This is a genomic window from Photobacterium angustum, assembly GCF_003026365.1.
GTDB classification, from domain to species: Bacteria; Pseudomonadota; Gammaproteobacteria; order Enterobacterales; family Vibrionaceae; genus Photobacterium; species Photobacterium angustum.
The window spans coordinates 79,876-97,365 of sequence record NZ_PYOM01000018.1; the positions used below are offsets into that span (position 1 = coordinate 79,876).

Sequence of the window (17,490 nt, forward strand, 5' to 3'; positions counted from 1 at the left end):
AAAATCACGGTCAACAATGACGTTTTATATCGTCTTTGTTGACCGATTTTCATTAAGACGCTAGCTGAAAATCACCTAGCAGCGCGTTATAAACATCTTTGTTATGTAACACCCCAACCAATTGATTATTTTCAACCATGAGTAATGGTTTATTATTCAGCCGCTTCAGCTCAATGGCATCTCGCATACTAATATCAGGGCTGACCATCACTATAGTGGTGTCATTTATATGGCTTGGAATAGCATCTGTAACTTGCCATGAAAGACAATCAAGATTACCTTCATTCACGATAGTCAACGTATCCTCATTTTGGGCGATCCAAAGCTCATCGGCATCACACACTTTATATGTATTTCCTTGTTGCTCTAACGCGGTTAATGGCGTCATTAATGAGCGTCCTTTCAATACATTTAACGGATTAGTATGTGCGACAAAATCACGCACATAATCTGTTTTCGGATTGAGCACGATTTCTTCAGGTTTTCCGTGTTGAATCAGCTCTCCTGACTCCATTATCGCGATATTGTTACCAATTTTAAGTGCTTCATCTAAATCGTGACTGACAAACAAAATCGTCTTATTTAGTTTGCTTTGTAGTGCTAATAATTCATCTTGTAACTGTGCACGTATTAACGGATCAAGCGCTGAAAAAGGTTCATCCATTAGTAAAATATCGGTATCCATAACAAATGCACGTGCAAGGCCCACCCGTTGCTGCATCCCGCCCGATAACTCTGATGGATACTTATCCTCCCATTCAGCCAGCCCCACCATTTCTAACTGCTCTCTAGCGCGCTGATGACGTTCTTTTTTAGGGATATTTTGCATTTCAAGCCCAAAAGCAACGTTATCTAATACAGTTAGCCATGGCATTAAAGCAAATTTTTGAAATACCATCGAGACACGATGAGTACGAAGGTGCTGTAGCTGAGCTTTTGAACAGTTTGCTAAACCTACGGTTTGTTCACCATCTTTAATTAACAATTCGCCACGACTTATATCGTTCAATCCATTAACCGCGCGTAATAAACTTGATTTACCCGAACCAGACAACCCCATTAGTACGCAAATCTCGCCTTCTTTGATTTGCAGGCTAACGTTATTAACTCCAACAACTTGGTTTGTTTCATCAATAATTTGTTGACGGCTTTTACCTTGATCTAATAACGCTAAGGCTTGTTGCTGTTTATCGCCAAACACCACATCCAGATTGTTAATCGTTATTGCATTCATGATCACAGCTCCTTCTGTGCTGGGGTTTTACATAATCGGTCTAAGATGATCGCGACCAATACAATCGCAAGCCCCGCTTCAAAACCTTGTGAAATGTTAACGGTATTTAATGCACGTACAACAGGTTTTCCTAATCCATCCGCACCGACTAACGCGGCGATAACGACCATAGACAAAGACAACATAATGCATTGGGTGATACCCGCCATAATACTTGGCATCGCCGCGGGTAACTCGACTTTTAACAATAGCTTCATCCGACTTGCACCAAACGCTTTGCCTGCTTCAATTAAATCTTCAGGCACTTTCGTGATACCTAAATACGTGAGTCGTATTGGCGCTGCAATGGCAAAAATAATGGTAGAGATAAGTCCGGGCACAATACCTAGCCCAAACAAAACCAGCGTTGGAATTAAATAGACAAACGTCGGCACCGTTTGCATTAAATCTAAAATAGGTCGCATCAAGGTATACAACCACGGACGATGCGCAGACATGATCCCGATTGGGACACCAATAAGCACTGAAATACTTGTAGCAGCAAAGACCAACACAAAGGTTTCTAGCATTTCCTGCCAGTAGCCTAAATTTAAAATAACTAATAATGCTGCAACAACGAAAACCACTAATGAAATTTTACGGTGTAAGTACCATGCTAACGCCGCGGTGATTAAAATAGGCAGTGCTGGCGGCATCCACTTAAATACATCAACTAAAAATAGAATTACGGTTTCTAAGAAAAATGAAATGGCGTCAAATAACCCTGCAGCATTGATAGTTAACCAATCAACACCTGCTTCCATCCATTGACCCAAAGGGATTTTATTATCCGTAATGAAATTCACACTTTTGCCTTTTATTTGATAAGACGATGCTTACCACCTTATTTTTATGAAGTTTTACAATAGCTAATAACAAAGAAGTACCTGCGCTAATAAACGAAAAATGATTATTAACGCAGTATTTTAAGAAAGGATTAAGATTGCTTTAAGTAATCCAACACCGCTGTAGTGGCCACTTTACCTTCGCGAGTTTTGACGTCTTTCAGCCATGCTTCCACTTGCTGTGGGTTTTCACTCAACCATTGACGCGCTGCTTTTTCAGGTTGAATCTTTTGATTAAGGATCGCTTCCATTAAGCTATTTTCCATTTCTAAGCTAAATGAAAGATTTTTCAGAAGCTGTCCAACGTTTGGACACTCGGTTAAATAATTACTGCGAACATTGGTGTAGACATTGGCACCGCCATAGTTAGGTCCAAAAAAGTCATCACCACCAGCAAGGTATTCCATTTCAACGTTGCTATTCATTGGGTGTGGTGCCCAGCCTAAATAAACAATCCACTGATCACGGCGTACAGAGCGAGAAACTTGCGAAACCATCCCTGCTTCACTTGATTCCACTAAACTAAAGTCTTTTAAACCAAACGCATTCGTGTCGATCATTGATTGAATTAAACGGTTACCATCATTACCGGGTTCAATACCGTAAATACGGCCTTTAAATTTATCCGCATGTTTTGCCAAATCGGCAAAGCTCTTAACACCTGCGTCATAAACATACTTAGGTACAGCTAATGTATATTTTGCACCTTCTAAATTCGCTTTTACTGTTTCAACCGTTTTGGCTTCACGATATTTCGCAATATCGCCTTCCATGGTCGGCATCCAATTCCCTAAAAAGACATCAATATCACCATTCGCCATTGATGAGTACGTCACGGGTACTGACAGTAAATCAGTTTTCGTACTGTAACCCATTCCTTTTAAAAGCTCAGAAGTTACCGCTGTGGTTGCTGTAATATCCGTCCAGCCAACATCAGCAAAACGTACCGTATCACATTGGTTAGCATAGCTATTAAAAGCAACTGAGCTTAACGCTAAGGCAAGAAGTGTTTTTTTAGTAACAGACATAATTATTCCTTTGTCTTTTTATTTATCATTATTAAGTACGTATATCCCACGTACTTATTGTGAATTGTTTCGTTGGGTCGTTTCCCAATCAGGGGCAATCCATACAGGTACATTGCCTGCAGGAAGCGGGGTTCTCTGTAAAATAAAATCAGCGGCTCTCTCAGCAACCATGATTGTTGGCGCATTAAGGTTACCGTTCGGAATAGTCGGGAATATAGAAGAATCAACAACACGCAAGTTTTCAATACCGCGAACGCGACACTGTGAATCTAAAACCGCCATCACATCGTTATCATCGCCCATTTTACAGGTACAAGATGGATGATAAGCGCTCTCGACATTTTCTTTTACCCACTTATCAATAGCCTGATCAGACGTGATATCCGCTCCCGGTTGAATCTCATCGCCACGATATTGATCAAGTGCTGATTGCGCCATAATTTCACGGGTTAAACGAATACAGTCGCGCCAATCCTGCTTATCTTGTTCAGTAGAGATATAATTAAATTCAATTTTAGGTTTCGCGTGTGGATCATTAGAAACAACTTCTACCGACCCTCTGCTTTGTGGCTTATTAGGCCCTACATGCACTTGGAAACCATGACCATCAAATGCAGCACGACCATCGTAGCGCATCGCTGCAGGTAAGAAGTGATATTGAATATTTGGCCACTTTAACCCTTTACGCGAACGAATAAAGGCACAAGATTCAAAATGATTAGTCGCACCTAAACCTGTACGAGTTAGTAGCCATTGCGCGCCAATTTTACCTTTGCTAACTAAATCTAATTTACTGTTTAAGGTAATGGCTTCATTACAGTGGTATTGGAAGTAAACTTCTAAGTGGTCTTGTAAATTAGCCCCCACCCCTGGAAGATCGTGCACAAGGTTAATCTTCGCGTTTTCCAATACTGCAGCAGGCCCAATGCCAGACAATTGTAATAACTGGACTGAACCAATGGATCCAGCACTAGATATCACTTCTTTTGTTGCAAATACTTGAGATAGCTTACCTGACTGTTCAAATTCAACACCTACCGCTTTTTTACCTTCTAAAAGGACTTTTCGAGCCACAATGCCTTTTTTCAACGTCAGGTTTGAGCGTTTTAATGCACGACGTAAATAAGCGTTAGATGTCGATGCACGCACACCTTTATCAACTGTCATATGCATGGCACCAAACCCTTCTTGTTGGTAACCATTGTAATCATCAGTTTCGGGATAACCGGCTTCTTTACCTGCATCAATAAAGGCTTGGTAAAGTGGATTGAGTGCCATGTCATTACCATTACACGTCCCAACAGGACCTTTGCTACCTCGGTAGGCGTTACCACCTTTTATCCATGTTTCAGCACGACGAAAATACGGTAAACATGCTTGGTAATTCCAGCCTGTTGCCCCTTCTTGTTCCCATTCGTCATAATCACATGCGTGCCCACGTACATACACCATGCCGTTGATAGATGAACTACCGCCTAAGACTTTGCCTCGTGGACAATGTAATTTACGCCCGTCTAATCCTTGTTCTGCTTGAGTTTCAAACTGCCATGCATATTTGTCACTGTTCATTGGGTATGACAACGCCGTTGGCATTTGAATAAAAATACTGCGATCACTACCGCCTGCTTCTAGCAATAACACATCATATTCACCGCTTTCACTTAAACGGTCAGCTAATACACACCCTGCCGAACCCGCGCCAACAATAATGTAGTCATAGTGTTGGGGTTTATTTTGCTGCTTATTTTGAACCATCAAAATCGACTCCATCCGTTAAGCATAAGGGCTTTGGTAATCGCCCAATTCAATAAGTACACTTTTGGTTTGGGTATAATGTTTTAAGGTTTCTATTCCGTTTTCGCGTCCAATCCCTGATTGCTTATAACCGCCAACAGGCATTTGCGCAGGAGAATCCCCCCATGTATTAACCCAACAGATCCCTGCTTGTAATTGATGGATAACGCGGTGAGCTTTCGCTAAGTTTTGGGTAAACACACCTGCAGCTAAACCATAGTGAGTATTATTAGCGCGAGCGATAACATCATTTTCATCACTAAACTTAATTACCGACATTACAGGCCCAAAAATTTCATTTTGAACATGAGACATAGATTCATCACAATCAATAAAAACGGTAGGTTGAACGAAATTACCGTGTGCTAAACCATTATCAGTACATTGGTATCCGCCGGTCAGCAAGGTGGCACCACTTTGTTTAGCGGCATCAATGGCTGATAACACTTTTGATAAATGTGATGTTGAAATCAATGCGCCAATTTGAGTCTCCATATTCATCGGGTCACCAACGATTAATAACTCAGTTCGACGCTTAAGTTGCTCTATAAACGTGTCGTAAATAGTCTCATGAACATAAACACGTGTGCCATGTGTACATACTTCACCTTGGGTATAGAAGTTAGCCACCATTGCCGCTGAAACAGCATGATCGACATTAGCATCATCAAAAATGATCATTGGCGATTTACCGCCTAATTCCATCGTTACCGACTTTAAGGTTTGAGCACTATCAGCCATTACCGCTTTACCTGTACCAGTTTCACCTGTAAATGAAACTTTAGCGATCTCAGGGTGTGCCGTTAGCATCTGCCCCACTCGGTAATCACCTTGTACAACGTTAAAAACGCCATCAGGTAGACCTGCTTCAGTAAAAATCTCAGCAAGCTTTAGAACTGTTAACGGTGTTTCTTCCGATGGTTTGAAAATCATGGCGTTACCCGCAGCAAGTGCAGGCGCTGATTTCCACATCGCAATTTGAATAGGATAATTCCACGCACCAATACCAGCACAAATGCCCAATGGTTCTCGACGCGTATAAAAGAACTGATTTTCACTTAAAGGTTGCTGTTCACCTTGAAGCCCTGGTGCTAAACCTGCAAAGTATTCAATAACATCGGCACCCGTTTCTATATCAACCGCTATCGCTTCTTGTAACGGTTTACCGGTATCTGTGACTTCTAATACTGCTAATTCGTCATTGCGCTCTCGCAGTAGCGCCACAGCACGTAATAAAATACGGCTACGCTCAGTTGCCGTCATAGCCGACCATATAGCAAACCCTTTTTTAGCTGCGCTAATCGCTAATTCAAGATCCGCTTGAGAGGCTTGCCCAATAGTCGCTATCGATTGACCATTAGCTGGGTTAATCGTTGTAAATTGAATATCAGACGATGCAGCAACATAGTTACCATCTATATATAGTGATTTCATATCCATTTGAAACTCTAAGAAATTATAATTTTGAATAAAAAGCCAATTGCTTTTCTAAATAATCATTAATGATCATGCGAGCATTATTCGCATCAATGCCTTTAGGATTTAGTGTCCCGCGCAGCCAAATACCATCAATTAATGAAGCTATACCATAGGCAACTAATTCAGCTTGAGAAGATGGTAGTAGCCCTTTAAGTTCAATCTTTAAATGCGATAGCAAACGTTTTTCATTAACTTGCTGTAGACGACCCAACTGTGCGTCATGCATAGCGTAAGACCAAAATGCTAACCATGTTTTCGCTACTTTATTTTCTGCTTGGTAACCATCAAAATTGCTCATGATAATGGCATTAATTCGAGCTTGATGATCATTGCGGGGTATCTGGCTTAATGACGTTGTAACGCTCATTGATAAACGACGTAAAATTTCACGCATAGTCTCTTCTAATAAACCATGCTTACCACCAAAATAGTGATTGATAATCCCCGTTGATACTCCTGCTTCTTTACTGATCAACGAGATACTTGCTGCATGTAAGCCAACTCGTTCAATCACTGCCATCGTGGCATTTACAAGCTGTGGTTTACGAATATCAGGCATTCCAACCTTTGGCATAATGCTCCCATTTATTTTTTATTGAACGATCAATTAAGTATAAATGTGACATATCTTTAACATTAAATCAAAACAAAACCAAAATCACAGTTTAAAAAACCATCAAAACAAAGAAAATCGTTAGATTATCAACACAATGGCAAATGTTACAAAATATTAACAACGAGAGTATAAATTAAGATGTGATACATACAAGTAGAATAACCAAAACATATTACGAACAATTATTAAACGTTAAGAAATGATATGTAACGAGAGAAATGAAATATTAGTAAGGTGAGCTCTATAGCATAAACCCAATTTGTTTTTTTAATTTAGTTATTTTGGTTTATAGTATTCAAGCTAATAACTAGAAGTTTATAGATAATGAGTATAAAAAATAGAATTAATAATGTTTACCGTTACTTTGAGCCTAATTTAATCATTATTGGCTATCTTGGTAGCATTGGTTTTCCACTATACTTCTTTGTTTGGCATTATCTTTTTCCTCAACCTTATGAGAACTTTTTACTCAGGCTATTTTGTGGCACTTTATTTATTCCCTTCATTTTAAAAGATCATCTTCCTTATTGGTTTTTACGTTATAAGGCGATTCATTTCATTGCCACAATCACCATTGGCTTACCTTTCTTTTTCAGCTATATGCTGATTATGAATGATTGGTCTATTCCTTGGATCATGTCTTTCATGGCTGCACTGTTTCTATCAATATTATTGATTTACGATGCTTACATTATCAGCGCTATCTCCATTATTGGTATAACGTTGGGGGCATTATTTTCTTATGGCTTCCATCCGATAAACAGTGATAATTTTCATTGGGGCTATATTGCAGTTATTAGTTTTTCATATGTGACAGGTATTGCTTCACATTATAGAAATCACATTCATTACGAAGATCAATTACTTTTTGCTCGCAGCTTTAGTGCTGGTATTGCCCATGAAATGAGAAACCCTTTCAGCTCACTTTACTCATCCATGGAACTCATGCTCGATATTCTTCGCCAAAAAAGTGATAACAAAGAAAGTAATGTTAATGGGCTAGAATCTATAATTAGAAATAATATGACCGTTATAAATAATAGTAATGAAACAATTAACTTACTATTAAGCTCTATTAATGAGCACGCTATTTCTAAAAGTACATTTCAAGAATATTCTATTGTCAATATTATTAAAAGTTCAGTAGAAAGTTTTGGTTATCAATCATCAAAAGATAGAAATTTAGTTTCAGTTAATTTTAATAAAGATACAAATTATTTTGGTAGTGATATTTTGTTTCGTTATGTGATTTTCAATATTATGAAAAATGCTTTTTATTATAAAGAAAAAAACAATTTCAATATTAATATCAATGTCGACATTAATACAAACAATAATGTTATAAAAATAAGAGACACAGGTATTGGTATTCCAAAGAATAATCTTGATGCTATTTTTGATGATTTCTTTACACATGGTAAAAAAAATAGCTCAGGTTTAGGTTTGCCTTTTTGTAAAAAAGTAATTACAGCATTTGGTGGCGTGATCAGCTGTCAATCTAAGTTAGGTGAATGGACTGAATTTACTATCATTTTACCTAAATCCGATTCAAAATCAGTTAATAAGCTAAAATATGAGTTAATGTCTAAAAAACGCCTATTATACATAGGTGACAACAACAGTGATGTTTTTGAACTTCAGAAAAACTCATTTTCTCATGGCTATAATTTTAACACCGTTAGCCCATTTAAATTAATTGACATACCTTTTGATCAAGTAGATATGATTATAATTAATCTTGATAGTTACAGTGAACATGATTATTACTTCTCTAAGTTACAAGATAAACTCGCATTATTAACAACAAAAGTCTTATATCTACACCGTACACCTAAAGCATTAAATTTAATATTAAATGAAAAAATTAACTATAAACTAGTCAATGCTAATAACATTGAGAATGATTTCACTGATCATATCTGTCGATTCTTTTTTATTCATTTTAATAATCAAAAAAACACACCACGATCAACAACAGATACAAAAAGTATTCTACTTGTAGACGATAATATGTCATTACGTATGTATACAGGAATACTCCTCCAACGTAGTGGATTTCATGTTATTCATGCCGAGAATGGTGTTAATGCTCTAAAAAATCTTGAGTTAAGCCAGGTAGATCTTATTATGATGGATTTAGAAATGCCTTTAATGGGAGGCTTAGAAACAACAAAACAAATTCGTTCTAATAAAAGGTATGAATCACATAAAAATACCCCCATTATTTGCTTCTCAGCCTCACTTGATGAAAAGCAACAGCAAGATCTAAGCAAAGTGGGCATGAATGGCTTTATTTTCAAACCTGCAACTAAAGAGCAAATCTTTTCCAGTATTGAACGCTTTATTAACTAAAATATACTTACCCACTGTCGTTTACGTAAACGTAAAGCAATAATGGGTAAGAATTTACTCTATTACTTTAACGATAGTTCCTCTCGCATCTCTCGACACACAGTAAGTAATGTCGATATTTGTTCGTCACTCACATCACTATTTAAAGAAAAACGGATCACATTTTTATTTTTAGGGGTCGCTGGTGAACAGAACACAGAACCAAATACATCTCGAGATTCTAAATAATCACGGATCACTTCTGTATCTTCATCATTACCACTTTCAAGTGCAATAATTTGTGACTGGCTCTTAATCTTATAGCCAAGATTAACTAAACCACTACGTAATTTCTCAGACTGAATAAACAGCTGGCTACGCTTATCATCCGCATCTTTAATGACATCCAATGTCGCTTTTAAAATTTCTAGCTCATGATTTAACAGTGCTGAACTAAAAATGGCAGGATACGCAGTAAATGGGAACGATTTCGCTACATCTTTACTGCATAAAATCGCTCCTGCTCGATAAGCGAAGGCTTTTGCTAAACTCGCCGTTAAGAAATCGACTTGATCGGTTAAGCCTAATTCAGCGACTAATCCTGCACCATTTTTACCGTGTGTGCCCAGCGAGTGAGATTCATCTACCAACAAGGCACAACCATAACGATTCGCTATTTCAACTAAATCATGCAATGGTGCAACGGTTCCGATTGTGCTGTATACCGAGTCAACCATGATTAATCCAGGGCCTTCACGTTTAATTTGCTTTTCAAGGTGGCGCATATTGTTATGCAGAAATGTTTGAATATTTCCCTCTGCACGTTTTGCTCCATCCCATAACGACATATGAGCAAAGAAATCGATATAGATCGGTGTACCTTGAGGGATCAGGGTTTGAATTAATCCGACATTTGCCGCCCAGCCCGACTGGGACAACACACATTTTTCAAAACCTGTTAATGCAGCTAATTGTTCTTCAAATGTATCGCCACTTTCAGCTTGATGCTGGAAGACCGCAGACATCACGACTTCATGTTTATGATCTGTGATGGCTTTTAAGTGCTTCTGACGAATATGTTGATGCCCTGTAATGGCGAGATAATCATTACTTTGTAACGTTATTGAAGTATCAGAGGGAGTTTTACCTAATACTAAGTGCTTTTTATTTTTTCGAGAGTAAATATCTGCCTCTAGATGCGCATCAATTTTTTTTTATGAAGTTTGGAAGTGATTTTACGTTAATGTTTTCCATTTTTATTACTCTTACTTTTGTTAATAGGAGTAACAATATTAACAATAAAACTTTCCTCGTTCTAAATAATAATATCGCCAATCATTTTTTTCATAAACAATTAACATTTACTTCATTAAATTATTTATTTAAATTTACAATCGCTCATATTTTAATAAAGGTATTTTATCTGTAAAATATCGTTCCATTATTTTAAAATTAGTTAATAAAATGACATACAACGCAGCTATTTTCGACATGGATGGTTTATTACTTGATACAGAGCGTGTCTGTATGGATATATTTAAACAAACCTGTCTGGACTTTAACCTTCCCTACCTTGAACAGACCTACTTAAATATCATTGGACGCAATGAGTCTGGTGTCGAAGGTCTGTTACGACTCAGTTATGGCGAAACCATGGACTACCCTATATTTCGCAAGCAATGGAAGCAGGCTTACTTAAGCATTGTTGAAAATGAAGCTATTCCTGTAAAAGATGGTGTTATTGCACTACTCAATTGGTTACAAACACAGAATATTCCTATGGTTGTGGCAACCTCAACCAACCGGCAATTAGCATTAAAAAAATTAGCTATGGCTGGATTAAGTAGCTATTTTTCAGCGGTGACAGCTGGTGATGAAGTGATAAATGGTAAACCGGATCCTGAGATTTACTTACTCGCAGCAAAGCGTTTAAACGTGAACCCTAGCATGTGTATTGCTTTTGAAGATTCAAATAATGGTGTTAAAGCTGCAGTTTCAGCTGGTATGCAAACTTTTCAGATAATTGATTTAGTGCAGCCCAGTGATGAAGTTAAAGCATTAGGCCATGGGATATATACATCAATGAATGAAGTACTTGCAAAACTTAAGCAGTAACTCATCATTGATATATAAATGGGCAAACACAATACATCTGTGATTGCCCTGTTACTATATTTATCAATACCTATGACTCAATGCCCACTTTTTCACGACAATGTGGCTTTGAAAAGTCTAATTCAGGTCCTTTGGGAATGATACGCGTAGGGTTAATGTTTTCATGGCTGCCATAATAATGGGCTTTGATATAATCAATATCAACCGTTTCAGCAATACCGGGAACTTGGTATAAATCGCGCAAATACCCCCAAATATTTGGGTAATCGGCTAAGCGTTTAAGATTGCATTTAAAATGCCCAACATATACCGAATCAAATCGGACTAGTGTGGTAAACAAACGCCAATCTGCTTCTGTGATTTTATCGCCAAGTAAGTATCGATTTTCCGTTAACCGCGCTTCAATCGTATCTAACGCGTTAAACAGTGTCACAACGGCTTCACCATAAGCTTCTTGAGTAGTCGCAAAACCAGCGCGATATACTCCATTATTTATATTCACATAGACAAAATCATTTAAAGCATCAATTTCTGTTTGTAGTACCTCTGGGTAAAAATCAAGGCTATTTGCGCCAACGTTATCAAAAGCGCTATTAAACATACGAATAATTTCTGCTGATTCATTGGTTACTATGGTTTGATTTTGTTTATCCCATAGCACAGGTACTGTAACTCGCCCTGTATAATGAGGATCTGCATGGGTATAAATTTGATGCATAAACTCTGCATTAATGATGGGATCGGCAACAACACCGTCACCCGATGCGAAATTCCATCCGTCCTCTCCCATGAAAGCATTAACTACAGACATTGAAATCATGGGCTCTAACCCTTTTAATTTACGATAAATGATAGCTCGATGCGCCCAAGGGCAAGCAAGGGAAACGTATAAGTGATAACGATGAGGTTCAGCTTTAAAACCCGCTTCTCCAGAAGGCCCCGCTTGACCATCTTTCGTTACCCAATGGCGAAAGCTTGAAGCTTTTCGTTCAAACTTGCCTCCCGTCGATTTAGTGTCGTACCAATCAGTATGCCATTTCCCATCCACTAATAATCCCATACTTCCCTCTCATCAATGTTCATTCTTATTAATCAACCTAATACATAAACACCTATTTTCAAACTTTAACGATTCACTTAGCGTGATTGATCAATCTGATTGGCGTACTGCTCTATTTCTTTACAAAACATTGAGGTATATAACAATAATAAATAGTAAAAATAATTACTTACGTCTTTATCGCATCTTGAAGTTACATCGCTGGGTATTGTTGTGATAATTTGCTCACATCGCGCATTTAAAGATACATACAAAGGCAGATTATGTTTAAAAAATTAAAAGCCTCATTAGGTATTGGCTCTGCAAAAGTAGACACTATTTTGCATAATCCTTCACTTTATCAAGGAGAGATATTACAAGGAAATGTGCATATTAAAGGTGGAGATGTAGAACAAGTCATTGATGCTATTTCATTAAAGCTTTGTACTGAAATGAAAGTAGAACTTGAAAATGGACACAGCTATCAAACCTTTGTGTTAGGAACGATAAAAGTTAATCAACCTTTTACGATTCATGCCAGTGAGGAGAAGTCACTGCCTTTTGAATTTAAACTGCATGATGAAACACCTATCACCCAACTTAACACTCAAAATAACCAATCGAAAGTATGGTTAGAAACAACGTTAGATATTGATTTCGCCATTGATCCTTCTGATCGTGATTTTATCGAGGTAAAACCTCTCCCAGCTATCGCTAGTGTCATTGCGAGCATTGAGAATGCAGGCTTTAATTTAATGAAAGCTGATGTGGAAAAAGGTTTTCTACAAGGCGGACACTTTGCTTCACAATCGGGCTGTTATCAAGAAATCGAATTTCGTAATAGCGGATTTTTTAGCAGCAAAGAAATTGAATTATCTTTTATTTTAGATGGCGCTGTCATTCACTGTCTTGCTGAAATAGATCGTTCTTTGTCTACCCGAGGCGATCAATACACCTCATTCAGTATTAATAGAAATGCATCAGCCTCAGAGATTAGTTATCAATTAGATACACTATTAAGAATGTAGATTAATTATGATGTAGGAAAGTACAAGCAGCCTTGTTATCAAAGGGGATGTTTAAGAAGTTGAGGCTATCTTTGACGTAAACGACTCATCAAATATTTAATTTATCGTTAGCTCCCCTTAAATACTGTTTATCGCTAAAAGTTATTAAATTTAGTGAATTACGCGACTTTTTTAGCAAGTTTAACTACCCGCTGATTCCATTTCGCTTTTTTATCTTCACTCGCATTAATTATTGGGCCAATATAGGTCTTAGATACTTTTTCAAAGCCACTAAAACCTAAAATAGTTCGCTTCATTTGCTTGTAAATAGGATCGCCATAAATCCAACGATAGTAAAATGGTGGTGAGTCCATCGTAACTATCAGCTCGGCTGTTCTCCCTTTTAATAATTGCTGTGCTGTTAAGCTTTTAGCTTCAAATTTAAAAGCAAAATTGGGAAGAAATGTTCGATCAATTAACCCTTTTAATTTTGCAGGCATCCCCCCCCACCACAGAGGAAAAATAAATACCACATGATCTGCCCATAGAAGTGATGATTGGAAATACTGTAGATCAGGCTCTAGCGGTTGTACTGCTTCATAGCCACTTACTAAATTGATATCAAAATCCATCTTACTTAAATTTAACAGCCTAACATCATTTTTCTCGCTAGCTGTGATATAGCTCTGTGCTAGTTCATGACAATAACTCTTAGCCTTTGGATTTCCATTAATAACTAATACTTTCTTACACATAGATGCCTCTCCCTTTTTGAGCTCAGCTTACACCTTGCCCTATAGGGAAGAGTCAATTAGTTTCTAAACACTTTTTAATATTGTCTTGGTATCTTTTGATCATCGATAGCTGCTGGTGCAATAGGTTAATTTGTTCTTCAATTACTTTACTTTTCTGATCAAGAAATGTGCTTACAACATCCCAACTTAGCACTGTTTTATCTCCTAGCAGCCTCTTAAATTCCGCAAGACTGACCCCGATAGATTGTGCATCTTTAATCAAAATAACGGTTCTAACATGGTTATCATCATAAATACGATAACTCCCCTTTCGTACTACTGTTCCCAACAAGCCTAACGACTCATATAAGCGTATGGCTTTGGCCGACGCTCCTGTTAATTTAGACACTTCACCGATATACATCAGTTATCTCCTTGTTAATTGTCTTCCTTGTTTATCTATACGCTATTTAACGGGCCTTTCTCAAACTGTATTAAGTTATCGGTTATGTCATTCCATGGTGCTTTAGATGCAGTGAAAATATGAAAACTCGGCTTATGCGTTGGAATATCATCTAAAATTCCTAAACGAATATTATGCTTGCTTGTTTTTAGTTTCTTTGAAAACAAACTTGAACCACAGATTCGACAAAAAGCGAGTTCCGTTTCTTCACTTTTTTGAAATATCGACACAGCATCTTCACCTGCTTTAAAGCGAAATTTATCTGAGCTTAATCCTCCCACCGATGAGTAATCTGACCCCGTAAATTTACGACATTCAGAACAATGACAATTCCCCATATACTCAAAATCATCAGGCACTTCTATCTGCACCTTGCCACATAAACAGGAACCATTTAGTTTTTTCATTTCATCTTTCCCTCTAAATCCAACGACATAACCCTAGTATTTAAATAAGCTGATTACAATAATGAATCTCATGATCCTAAAAAATAAAAAAGCCGACGTATTTCGTCGGCTTAATATTTACTTTATTGTTAAAAAGCTACTTTATAGAGCGTGCTAACTGAGTCGTTAACTCATCCACACCTTTAGACAGTGCTTCCACTTGTGCTGAATAACCATCTTTTGCTAAAGGTACACGGAATGAAAATGGATGTACGGTTTTTAAATCGCCGTTACCATTAATCAATAACCATTCACCTGCCACTTCAGCAACACCGCTATAAACACCATTAAACTGATTAATACGGACCTGTAAGCGTGGTATACCCGCAGTAGACAACGTCGGTGTTAGCTGTGTTGCCCAAAACTGAGTTTGTTTTTGGCGTAAATCAAATGTAATTCGACGCGTTAACTGAGTACTCAGTGATTCACCCCAAAGATTTTGCTGTGCTTCAACAATTTCAGTTGGGCTGGTTTGATACACTAAACCAGTACCAGCAAGATGTGCTGCTACTTCAACAGGGCGCACAATTAACAATGATTTATTACTAATGTTATGTGCTGTATTGGCACTGGTTGGCATCGGTAAAATATATGTTTTTAGTGCAGGCTCTGTTGAGCTACATCCTGTTCCAGCAAGCGCTATCGCTGTAATTAATAACCACTTTTTCATTATTTACGGCCTCCAACTGGAATAGGATCTTTCGCTTTCTCATCACCAAACACTAATGAATTTGGCTTCTCATTTAATTGACGAAGTACTGGTTGTAGTTCCGTCATCACTTGCTCAAATTGTACTAGTGCACCTTGTAAATTTTGGTACGCTGCTGCATTTGGGCTAAAGCCATTTAAGGTGTCTTGGATCTCTTTCAAACTCGCTTTGATATCTGACGGTAATGTCTGAGTATCTTTTTGCTTAAGAATACGATCAAGATCTTGTGTAACACGCGCTGCTGAATTCATTGTTTTCTCAGATGCCTTTAAAGTCGCAGTCATTGAATTCAATGTATCTTCTACAGGAAGCTTATTAAATTTATTGAGTAAATTAGTTAACTGCTTCTGCACTTCAGCAAGCCCACCCGATTTAGTTGGGAAGACTTCGTAATCATCATATTTAAGCGGTTTTTCAGGTTTCTCACCTTTATATACATCGGTGCCAATATATAGCGCACCTGTTAATAAATTACCTGTTTTCAATGTTGCACGAAGTCCGTTCTTAAACTCTTTTTCTAGGTATGCACGTAAACTCTCCAACGTACCTTCATCTGAGTGGTTATATACTCGACCTAAATCGATACGAACTAAAACAGGTATTTCTTCACTTGTAAAACCTTCTTCACTGGTGGGTAAGCGCAGCGGTACTTTTTGGACAGTACCAATTTGAATACCACGATATTCAATCGGTGCCCCCGCTTTCAAACCACGAATCGATTCTTTAAATAGCATGACAAACTTTAAGCTCTTATCGTACATTTTTTCGTGGTAATCTTGCGCACTATCGAATAAACGGTAATGTTTTAGTTGTTTATTCTGCACTACACCTTGCTCATCAGATGGTGTTTTAAATGTTACACCACCGGTAATTAACGATTCCAATGATCCAATTTTGACGTTAAAACCTTCAGCCCCCATTTGTACATTCATACCAGATTGCATAATGAAGTTACTGGTAGTGCGTACTAATCGATTATAAGGTTCAAAAATAAACAGTTGGTAATTGGCTTGCTTATTATTGATATCAAAGCTTGTTTTCTCAACACGCCCAACAGTAAAGCCGTCATATAATACAGGATCACCTACCGCAAGCTTACCTGCTTCATGGCTTGTCAGTACAACACGTAACCCTTTCGCATCAGCAGGAGCAACAGGTGGTACTTCTAACGCTTTAAAATTATACTTATCATCTTTACCATGCCCTGGTTGCATTTCAATGTATGCGCCAGAAAGCAGCGTATCTAAACCAGACACTCCCTCTTTGCCAATTCGAGGCTTAACAACCCAGAACTTAGTATCGTTTTTCAACATACGCTCTGTATCGTTATCCATCTGCGCAGTCACTGTTATATAGCTATAGTCTTTACTTAGCTGAACTTTGGTAACAACACCGACTTTTACATTTAAAGATTTAATCGCGGTTTTACCCACTTCAATCCCTGAAGCATTAGGAAGGCGGATCGTTATTTCAGGCCCTTTACTATTAAGATATTGAACAAACATCCAAATACCAATAGCCAGAGCCACAACTGGAATGATCCAGATTGCAGATATTTGCTTCAGATTTTGTACTTTAGCCTCATTTGGCTGGTTATCACTCATTTTCTGT

Annotated in this window: 15 protein-coding genes and 1 pseudogene; 3 read left to right on the forward strand and 13 right to left on the reverse strand. The window is 37.8% G+C overall.

Going from position 1 to position 17,490, the window contains the following annotated elements; all coding sequences use genetic code 11:
* Positions 1-52 precede the first annotated feature (52 nt).
* The 6 genes from choV to betI form a co-directional block, all read right to left on the reverse strand.
* Positions 53-1,234, reverse strand: a complete 1,182-nt coding sequence (gene choV / locus CTN01_RS17480) for a choline ABC transporter ATP-binding protein (protein WP_045082211.1) — start codon at positions 1,232-1,234, stop codon at positions 53-55.
* Between the two features lie 2 nt (positions 1,235-1,236).
* Positions 1,237-2,079 carry a choline ABC transporter permease subunit gene (gene choW / locus CTN01_RS17485; RefSeq protein WP_006645056.1) on the reverse strand — a complete coding sequence of 281 codons (843 nt, stop codon included), beginning with the start codon at positions 2,077-2,079 and terminating at the stop codon, positions 1,237-1,239.
* A gap of 131 nt (positions 2,080-2,210) precedes the next feature.
* Positions 2,211-3,146, reverse strand: coding sequence for a choline ABC transporter substrate-binding protein (locus CTN01_RS17490; protein WP_045132113.1), 936 nt, complete (start codon positions 3,144-3,146; stop codon positions 2,211-2,213).
* Positions 3,147-3,200: 54 nt separating this feature from the next.
* Positions 3,201-4,901, reverse strand: a complete 1,701-nt coding sequence (betA, locus tag CTN01_RS17495; protein ID WP_045147368.1) for a choline dehydrogenase — start codon at positions 4,899-4,901, stop codon at positions 3,201-3,203.
* A gap of 18 nt (positions 4,902-4,919) precedes the next feature.
* Positions 4,920-6,380 carry a betaine-aldehyde dehydrogenase gene (betB, locus tag CTN01_RS17500; protein ID WP_107188292.1) on the reverse strand — a complete coding sequence of 487 codons (1,461 nt, stop codon included), beginning with the start codon at positions 6,378-6,380 and terminating at the stop codon, positions 4,920-4,922.
* Positions 6,381-6,396: 16 nt separating this feature from the next.
* Positions 6,397-6,993: a transcriptional regulator BetI gene (gene betI, locus CTN01_RS17505; RefSeq protein ID WP_045130061.1), complete on the reverse strand. Its 597-nt coding sequence runs from the start codon at positions 6,991-6,993 to the stop codon at positions 6,397-6,399.
* A 366-nt stretch (positions 6,994-7,359) separates the two neighbouring features.
* Here betI and CTN01_RS17510 point away from each other — a divergent pair, with 366 nt between their 5' ends.
* Entirely contained in the window at positions 7,360-9,387 is a 2,028-nt protein-coding gene (locus CTN01_RS17510) for a hybrid sensor histidine kinase/response regulator (RefSeq protein ID WP_045147371.1), read from the forward strand.
* A gap of 62 nt (positions 9,388-9,449) precedes the next feature.
* Here the strand turns inward: CTN01_RS17510 and cqsA are convergent.
* Positions 9,450-10,620: pseudogene (gene cqsA / locus CTN01_RS17515) on the reverse strand (alpha-hydroxyketone-type quorum-sensing autoinducer synthase).
* A 210-nt stretch (positions 10,621-10,830) separates the two neighbouring features.
* Between cqsA and CTN01_RS17525 the strand changes: the two are divergent.
* Positions 10,831-11,481: an HAD family hydrolase gene (locus tag CTN01_RS17525; protein WP_045147373.1), complete on the forward strand. Its 651-nt coding sequence runs from the start codon at positions 10,831-10,833 to the stop codon at positions 11,479-11,481.
* 70 nt (positions 11,482-11,551) lie between these two features.
* Here the strand turns inward: CTN01_RS17525 and CTN01_RS17530 are convergent, their stop codons facing one another.
* On the reverse strand, positions 11,552-12,541 hold the full coding sequence (locus CTN01_RS17530) for a glutathione S-transferase family protein (RefSeq protein ID WP_107188290.1): 990 nt from the start codon (positions 12,539-12,541) through the stop codon (positions 11,552-11,554).
* A gap of 263 nt (positions 12,542-12,804) precedes the next feature.
* On the opposite strand from CTN01_RS17530, the gene CTN01_RS17535 reads away from it, so the two are divergent.
* Positions 12,805-13,548 (forward strand): sporulation protein, encoded by a 744-nt coding sequence (locus tag CTN01_RS17535; RefSeq protein WP_045132107.1) that lies wholly within the window; start codon positions 12,805-12,807, stop codon positions 13,546-13,548.
* 158 nt (positions 13,549-13,706) lie between these two features.
* On the opposite strand, the gene CTN01_RS17540 is transcribed toward CTN01_RS17535, so the two are convergent.
* The 5 genes from CTN01_RS17540 to pqiB form a co-directional block, all read right to left on the reverse strand.
* A complete protein-coding gene (locus tag CTN01_RS17540) occupies positions 13,707-14,282 on the reverse strand; it encodes an NAD(P)H-dependent oxidoreductase (protein WP_045147376.1) in 576 nt (191 codons plus the stop codon).
* A 52-nt stretch (positions 14,283-14,334) separates the two neighbouring features.
* Positions 14,335-14,685, reverse strand: coding sequence for a MerR family transcriptional regulator (locus CTN01_RS17545; protein ID WP_045147377.1), 351 nt, complete (start codon positions 14,683-14,685; stop codon positions 14,335-14,337).
* A 35-nt stretch (positions 14,686-14,720) separates the two neighbouring features.
* Positions 14,721-15,131, reverse strand: a complete 411-nt coding sequence (locus tag CTN01_RS17550) for a GFA family protein (protein ID WP_045147379.1) — start codon at positions 15,129-15,131, stop codon at positions 14,721-14,723.
* A 136-nt stretch (positions 15,132-15,267) separates the two neighbouring features.
* Positions 15,268-15,840 (reverse strand): PqiC family protein, encoded by a 573-nt coding sequence (locus CTN01_RS17555; protein WP_045147380.1) that lies wholly within the window; start codon positions 15,838-15,840, stop codon positions 15,268-15,270.
* The gene (pqiB, locus tag CTN01_RS17560; RefSeq protein ID WP_045147381.1) at positions 15,840-17,483 is read right to left on the reverse strand and encodes an intermembrane transport protein PqiB; all 1,644 of its coding nucleotides are present in this window, start codon (positions 17,481-17,483) and stop codon (positions 15,840-15,842) included. Before pqiB ends, CTN01_RS17555 begins: the two co-directional genes overlap by 1 nt.
* Positions 17,484-17,490 lie beyond the last annotated feature (7 nt).

Bases quoted from the DNA above. Each gene is read 5' to 3' on its own strand.
- choV (WP_045082211.1), bottom strand. From the start codon at position 1,234: ATGAATGCAATAACGATTAACAATCTGGATGTGGTGTTTGGCGATAAA.
- CTN01_RS17490 (WP_045132113.1), bottom strand. From the start codon at position 3,146: ATGTCTGTTACTAAAAAAACACTTCTTGCCTTAGCGTTAAGCTCAGTT.
- betA (WP_045147368.1), bottom strand. From the start codon at position 4,901: ATGGTTCAAAATAAGCAGCAAAATAAACCCCAACACTATGACTACATT.
- betB (WP_107188292.1), bottom strand. From the start codon at position 6,380: ATGGATATGAAATCACTATATATAGATGGTAACTATGTTGCTGCATCG.
- betI (WP_045130061.1), bottom strand. From the start codon at position 6,993: ATGCCAAAGGTTGGAATGCCTGATATTCGTAAACCACAGCTTGTAAAT.
- CTN01_RS17510 (WP_045147371.1), top strand. From the start codon at position 7,360: ATGAGTATAAAAAATAGAATTAATAATGTTTACCGTTACTTTGAGCCT.
- CTN01_RS17525 (WP_045147373.1), top strand. From the start codon at position 10,831: ATGACATACAACGCAGCTATTTTCGACATGGATGGTTTATTACTTGAT.
- CTN01_RS17530 (WP_107188290.1), bottom strand. From the start codon at position 12,541: ATGGGATTATTAGTGGATGGGAAATGGCATACTGATTGGTACGACACT.
- CTN01_RS17535 (WP_045132107.1), top strand. From the start codon at position 12,805: ATGTTTAAAAAATTAAAAGCCTCATTAGGTATTGGCTCTGCAAAAGTA.
- CTN01_RS17540 (WP_045147376.1), bottom strand. From the start codon at position 14,282: ATGTGTAAGAAAGTATTAGTTATTAATGGAAATCCAAAGGCTAAGAGT.
- CTN01_RS17545 (WP_045147377.1), bottom strand. From the start codon at position 14,685: ATGTATATCGGTGAAGTGTCTAAATTAACAGGAGCGTCGGCCAAAGCC.
- CTN01_RS17550 (WP_045147379.1), bottom strand. From the start codon at position 15,131: ATGAAAAAACTAAATGGTTCCTGTTTATGTGGCAAGGTGCAGATAGAA.
- CTN01_RS17555 (WP_045147380.1), bottom strand. From the start codon at position 15,840: ATGAAAAAGTGGTTATTAATTACAGCGATAGCGCTTGCTGGAACAGGA.
- pqiB (WP_045147381.1), bottom strand. From the start codon at position 17,483: ATGAGTGATAACCAGCCAAATGAGGCTAAAGTACAAAATCTGAAGCAA.